A 6311-nucleotide genomic window follows, 5' to 3' on the forward strand; every position below is an offset into this window, starting at 1 on the left:
TTTCTTTAAAGTCATTAAATATAGAATCATTTGGATCTATATCGGTTACAATAGTGTCTATTTTACTAATAGGTGAGACAGCGTATCTTTTTACTTCGTTCAATTTGTTTTTTGTGCAAAGTACTATTACACTGTTGCTTGCAGAAATCATACACTTTTTAATGTGGGAAACTTCCCAGTCAGGTTCTGTCATTCCATTTGAAACATTAATACCCCCAGTTCCCATAAAACATAGGTCAGCTCTTAATTCAGATATTGATGAAACTACATCAAGCCCAACGGTTACTTGTGCAGCTTTGTTTAGTTTTCCGCCGATAAATATAATTTCTATTGAAGGGTGTTCTGTGAGTTGTAATGCAATAGGTAAACTGTATGTATAAATAGTTGCATTTATATCGGAAGGGATAATTTTTGCGAGTTGTAAGTTTGTTGTGCTTCCGCTCATAATAATTACTTGCCCATCTTTTATTAGTTTTACCGCTTTTTTAGCAATGCTATTTTTTTCTTTTAGGTTGAAGCTGCTTCTCTCTTCGTAAGAAGGAGCTTTGCTGTCTTTAGGCAGTGCGCCTCCATGCACTTTTTTAATAAGCCCTTTAGCAGATAGCTCGTTAAGGTCTCTTCTAATGGTATCTTCAGAAACATTTAGTTCAATACTTAGGTCAGAAGATAAAACTTTCCTGTTTAGTTTGATTTTGTCTAATATTTGGTGCTGCCTTTCCTCTTTTAGCATGGCTTCTATATTTATTTATTGCAAGAATTGTTACAAATATGCAATTTATTTTTTTTGTATTATCGTTTTTATTCAATTTATCTCTTAATAATGTATGTGTTTTTGAGTTCAATGCCAATTTGTTAGTAAGAGTTTTGGAGTCTTGAGTATTATTTAATTAGTTTTATAATTAAATAGCTGTGTATGTGCTTTTTTTATGCGTATTTATGCGTGTATTAAATTTTTAAAATATATATTTGTTATTAAATTAACAATTATGAAAAAAAATTATTATCCATTGTTAACACTCCTAATGGTATTTTTTGTTCAAAGTTTATTTGCGCAATCAATTCCAGTTAAGGGAGTTGTTAAATCAAATGAAGACGGTCTTCCTTTACCGGGAGTAGGTATTATTATTAAAAATACTTCTACAGGAAGTATTACCGATTTTGATGGTAACTATGAAATTAATGCTAATATAAATTCAGTTTTAGTATTTTCTTATGTGGGTTTTGCTTCAAAAGAAATTATTGTAACATCTAATGTAATTAATGTGACTCTTATGGCGGGTGAAAGCTTGGACGAAGTTGTAATTACCGCATTAGGTATTAAAAAAGAAAGAAAATCTCTTGGGTATGCAGTGCAAGCAGTAAAAGCTGATGAGTTATTGGAGGGAAATCAAAGCAGTTTGGTTAATGGTTTACAAGGAAAAGTATCTGGTGTAACCATTGTAAATTCTGGTGGTGCTCCGGGTTCTTCTGCAATTATAATGATTCGTGGAGGTTCTTCAATTACTGGAAACAACCAACCTTTATTTATTGTAGATGGACTTCCAATTGATAATTCTACAACTTCTAGTTTAGAAGTTGCAAGTTCAAATAGAGCATCAGATATAAATCCTGAAGATATTGAAAGTATCTCAGTTCTTAAAGGGCCTGCGGCGGCAGCATTATATGGTATACAAGCTGCTGAAGGAGCGGTAATTATAACAACTAAAAAAGGAAAAGTAGGTGCAAGTGTTGTAAGCTATTCAGGTTCAGTTTCTATTGATAATATTATAGGAACACCAAATGTACAAACACTTTATGGACAGGGGCAGCAAATTGTTACTTCTGGAGGAACAACTATAAATACAGATTCACCACTTTCATGGGGGAATAGTACTGCTGGTTCTCCGGTATTTAATAATATAGAGGATTTTTTTAGTACTGCTATTACTTCAAATCATACAGTTAGTTATTCTGGTGGAAATGATAAGGGTAATGTATATTTTTCTATTGGAGATTTCACACAAGATGGGGCTATTGAAAGTACAAGTTATGATAAAACATCTTTCAGGATTAATGCTTCTTCAAACATAAATGATAATCTTACTGTAGGAATGTCGGCAAACTATATTACTACAAAAACAAAAAGTACAAAGCAAGGGAATGCTTCTGGAAGTAGTTTTTTAAGTTTATTAGGATATCCTGCAAATGTAAATGCTTCAGATTATTTAAATGCTGAAAATTCTCAACAAAGTTTTTTTCTTGATCAACAATTTGATAATCCTTATTGGAGTATAGATAATAGCCCTAATACTGACGAAGTAAATCGTTTAATGGGGATTGTAAGTTTAAACTATGAATTTTTAGAAAACTTTAACCTTTCTTATAAGTTAGGTATCGATAATTATACTCAATTTAACAGGAAAATAACAGGAGATGGTTCTTTAGTTGATAATAGAGAAGATGGCTATATTAGTCAGTTTGAAAGTGATCATAAAAGATTAAATTCTAACTTAATGTTAAGTTTTCAAAAAAATATAACTAAAGACTTTTCTGTAGATGCTTTAATTGGAAATTCTGTTGAAGAATTAGACATTAGAACTACTTATACTAGTGGTGATGGTTTTCAAGCACCAGGGATATATAGTATTGGAAATGTAAAAATTGAAGATCAACGTATTTCTGAAGGTATTGCTAGAAAACGCATGGTAGGTGTTTTTGGAGAATTAAAATTTGGATGGAAAAATGCCTTATTTTTAACTGCAACAGGAAGAAATGACTGGTCGTCTACGTTACCTAAAGATAAAAGATCGTTCTTTTATCCATCAATAGGGATGTCTGCTGTAATAACTGATTTGTTTAAAAAGGCAGGAAATGACATTACATCTTCAACAGGATTAACCTATTTACAATTTAGATCAACTTGGGCAAAGGTAGGTAAAGATGCTCCAATTGGCGCATTAGAGAGTTCTTTATCTACAAATATAAATTCATTAGCAAGTTCAGGGTATACTTGGAATGGTGTTGATGTAGGAAACCCAAATTTAGAACCAGAGTTTACAGATAGTTTTGAGATTGGTATAGATGCAAGATTCTTTGAAAGTAGAGTAGGGTTAGATTTAACGTATTACACTAGCAAATCTAAAAATCAAATACTTCAAGATATAAGAGTTCCTCCAACTACAGGTACTTTTTATGCAACATTAAATGGGGGTTCTATTACAAACAATGGTATTGAAGCATTGCTTTCGATTAAAGTTTTACCAAGAACATCAGAATTTAAATGGGATGTTGATTTAAATTTTGGAATGAACGATAGTAAAGTAAATGAGTTGCCAGGATTCTTAAATGAAGTTTATTTATCAGATTCATGGACATTTAATGCTACCGCTGCTGGTGCTGCAATTTTAGATGGTTCTCTTTTTGGTTTAAGAGGATATAGACCTCAAAAAAATGACAATGGAGATGTTGTTATTAATACTAATGGATTGCCAACTTTGGTTGTTGAAACTTATGACGATGTAACACGTATGCCAGATTGGACTTTAGGTTTCTCTAATACTTTTAGTTATAAAAATTTCCGATTATCATTTTTACTAGACATGGTTCAAGGGGTAGATGTTTATAATGCTACGGAATCAGCGCTAGCTTATTATGGTTTAAGTACGCAAACAATTAATAGAAATGAAACAATAGTGTTGCCAGGTGTTGATGCTGCTGGAGCAGTTAATACAGTGCCTGTTGCAATGGATCAGGCTTTTTATCAGAATTATTACTATAAAAACACTGAGAATTTTATTGAAGATGGTTCTTTCGCTAGATTAAGATATGTAACATTATCTTATAAATTATCAAGTAAATTACTTGAGAAAACTGCATTTTCTTCAGTTGAGTTTTTTGCTACTGGAAGAAATTTATTTACAATTACCAATTATAGCGGGGTAGATCCTGAAGTTAATACATTTGGTGCTGGAATTGCTGGTGCTGGATCTATGTCTATAGATAATTTAGGAACCCCTAATGTTCAAGGGTTCGATTTAGGCTTAAAAGTTAGATTCTAAAAAAATATAAATTATGAAATTATACAAATATTTAATATTGATATCAATAGCCTTAACTACTTCATGTAGTGATGACTATTTTGATGTAAATGGTTCTGAAACAAAGCCAACAACATCGTCTTTGGCTCCTCAGTTTAGAATACAGGGAGCTATTGAAAATACAACTGCTCAAGCTCAATATAGAGGGAGTAGAGAAGTTCTAGGGATTACTCAATATGGTTCTCAAAATGTAGCTAATTATTATTCTGAAACTTGGAGTAGTTATATGACAACTGGGCGTTATTTTCTTTGGCAAAACGCTTATGTATATTCTTTACCAAATACAGCAGATTTAATTGTTTTAGGTGAAAGAGATAATGTTCCTAACTTTACGGCTGTTGGAAAAATTTTAAGAGCTTATGTTTTTGGAATGACAACAGACCAATATGGGGATATTGTAGTTCATGATACTTATGATGGAAAATCTTCAATGAATATTACACCTAAATTTAGTTCTCAAGAAGAGGTTTATGAAACAATATTTAACTACTTAGATGAGGCAATAGCTGAATTGGATGAAGCAAGTGCTATAGGTTTAAATGAAGAAGGTGGAGATGTGCTATACCAAGGAGATCAAGAGGCTTGGAAGAAATTTGCATATGCAATTAAAGCTAGATATTTAAATCATTTAAATAAAAAAGCTTCATATGATGCTGATGCGGTTATAGCTGCGTGTCAATTAGCAATAAATTCTAACCAGTTTAATGCTCAAAAAATTTATGGAGGAGGTCCTGTTTCTAATGATATTCAACCATTTGCTGTTGGAGGTTATGGTTCATCAAGAATGGATTATTTCTCAGACTTTTTTGTTAATTTGTTAAAGAATCCTTTAAATATAGATGGAGCATCTTGGGATCCAAGATTAGAGATTATTGTTCCGGAAGCTGTAAATGGTGGATACGAAGGAGTTGTAACTGGTAGAGGTTTATCTGGAAATCCTGGAGGTGATTATTCTTTGGGGAATGGAGGTTTTTATACAAGTCCTAATTCGGCAACAGATATGATAAATTATAGCGAAGTTAAATTTATAGAAGCTGAAGCTAAATTTAGAAAAGGAGATAAGCCAGGTTCATATGCAGCTTTCAAAACTGGAGTACAAGCAGATTTGAATAAGCTTGGTGTAGATTCTGGAGCAACTACTACATATTTAGCTTTATTAGATACTGAAGTAGGAGCAAATAATATCAGTTTATCGCATATTATGGTTCAAAAATATATAGCGAATGTGCTAAATCCAGAAACTTGGGTTGATATGAGAAGAATGGATTATAGTTCGGATATTTATCACGGATTACAAAGACCTGAGAATGTGAATCTGGATATATTTCCAGGAGATAACGATTGGATACGAGCAATGTGTTATGAGTATAATGAGGAAGATAGAAATTATGAAAACATGCCTAATAATGATCCGTATGTGAGATTAACAACTCGTGTATGGTGGAATCAAAATTAGATTAATTAATTTGGTTTATTTGAGTTTTAGTTTAAAGCCGTCTAAAGTTTTTTAGGCGGTTTTTTTTATAGTTGAAATTTATAATATACTTTATTAAAATGAATAGTAAAGGCTTTAAATACTACTTGTCATTAATGTTTTTTATTTTAATAGGGGAAGTAAAGTTATGGATGCAATATACCTACATTTGGTAATGCTTAAAATTTTACTGCGAGTGTTTGATTACGGTAAAACATATTAAAAACGCATAAAACAGAATATAAACGCATATATATACTTGTTTTTATTTGTTTTTTACTAATTTTGTAATAATAAATACAATCTTGAAATAATGGAAGCTAAACTTTTAAAATACACAAAGAGCATTACTTATGAAGAATCAGGTAAGTTTGAAGAAACTAGATTTGAAAAAAAACATAATGTTATCTTTTCAAACTCATCAGAAGGATCTTTAAAAGTTGCAAAAGAAATTGCAGATTTAATTATAAATAAAAAAGAAAAAGGAGAACAATGTGTTTTAGGTTTGGCTACAGGTTCATCGCCAATAAAGGTTTATGAAGAATTGGTTAGAATGCATAATGAAGAAGGTTTAGGTTTTTCAAACGTAGTTACGTTTAATTTAGATGAATACTATCCAATGACAAAAGATAATATTCAAAGCTACTATTATTTTATGCACGAGCATTTGTTTAATCATGTTGATATATTACCTGAAAATATTCATGTACCAGACGGGACAGTTTCTGCAGATGAATTACATCAATATTGTATAGATTATG

Annotated in this window: 4 protein-coding genes; 3 read left to right on the top strand and 1 reads right to left on the bottom strand. The window is 31.4% G+C overall.

The genetic code is table 11. The features are described from left to right. Nucleotides 1–730 (bottom strand): DeoR/GlpR family DNA-binding transcription regulator (locus tag Q0352_RS05080; protein ID WP_299524592.1); only part of this gene is annotated, 730 nt, incomplete at its 3' end. Nucleotides 731–986: 256 nt separating this feature from the next. Here Q0352_RS05080 and Q0352_RS05085 point away from each other — a divergent pair. The 3 genes from Q0352_RS05085 to Q0352_RS05095 all read left to right on the top strand — a co-directional run. Continuing rightward, nucleotides 987–4037: a SusC/RagA family TonB-linked outer membrane protein gene (locus Q0352_RS05085; RefSeq protein WP_299524595.1), complete on the top strand. Its 3051-nt coding sequence runs from the start codon at nt 987–989 to the stop codon at nt 4035–4037. A gap of 13 nt (nt 4038–4050) precedes the next feature. After that, complete coding sequence (locus Q0352_RS05090; RefSeq protein WP_299524598.1) at nt 4051–5532, top strand: SusD/RagB family nutrient-binding outer membrane lipoprotein; 1482 nt, start codon at nt 4051–4053, stop codon at nt 5530–5532. Nucleotides 5533–5863: 331 nt separating this feature from the next. Continuing rightward, a partial coding sequence (locus Q0352_RS05095) for a 6-phosphogluconolactonase (protein ID WP_299524601.1) occupies nt 5864–6311 on the top strand: 448 nt, incomplete at its 3' end.

Source organism: uncultured Lutibacter sp. (assembly GCF_937891065.1).
Classification (GTDB): Bacteria; Bacteroidota; Bacteroidia; order Flavobacteriales; family Flavobacteriaceae; genus Lutibacter.

Excerpts from the sequence above, each read along its gene's own strand:
- Q0352_RS05090 (WP_299524598.1), top strand. The coding sequence starts at position 4,051 with ATGAAATTATACAAATATTTAATATTGATATCAATAGCCTTAACTACT.
- Q0352_RS05085 (WP_299524595.1), top strand. The coding sequence starts at position 987 with ATGAAAAAAAATTATTATCCATTGTTAACACTCCTAATGGTATTTTTT.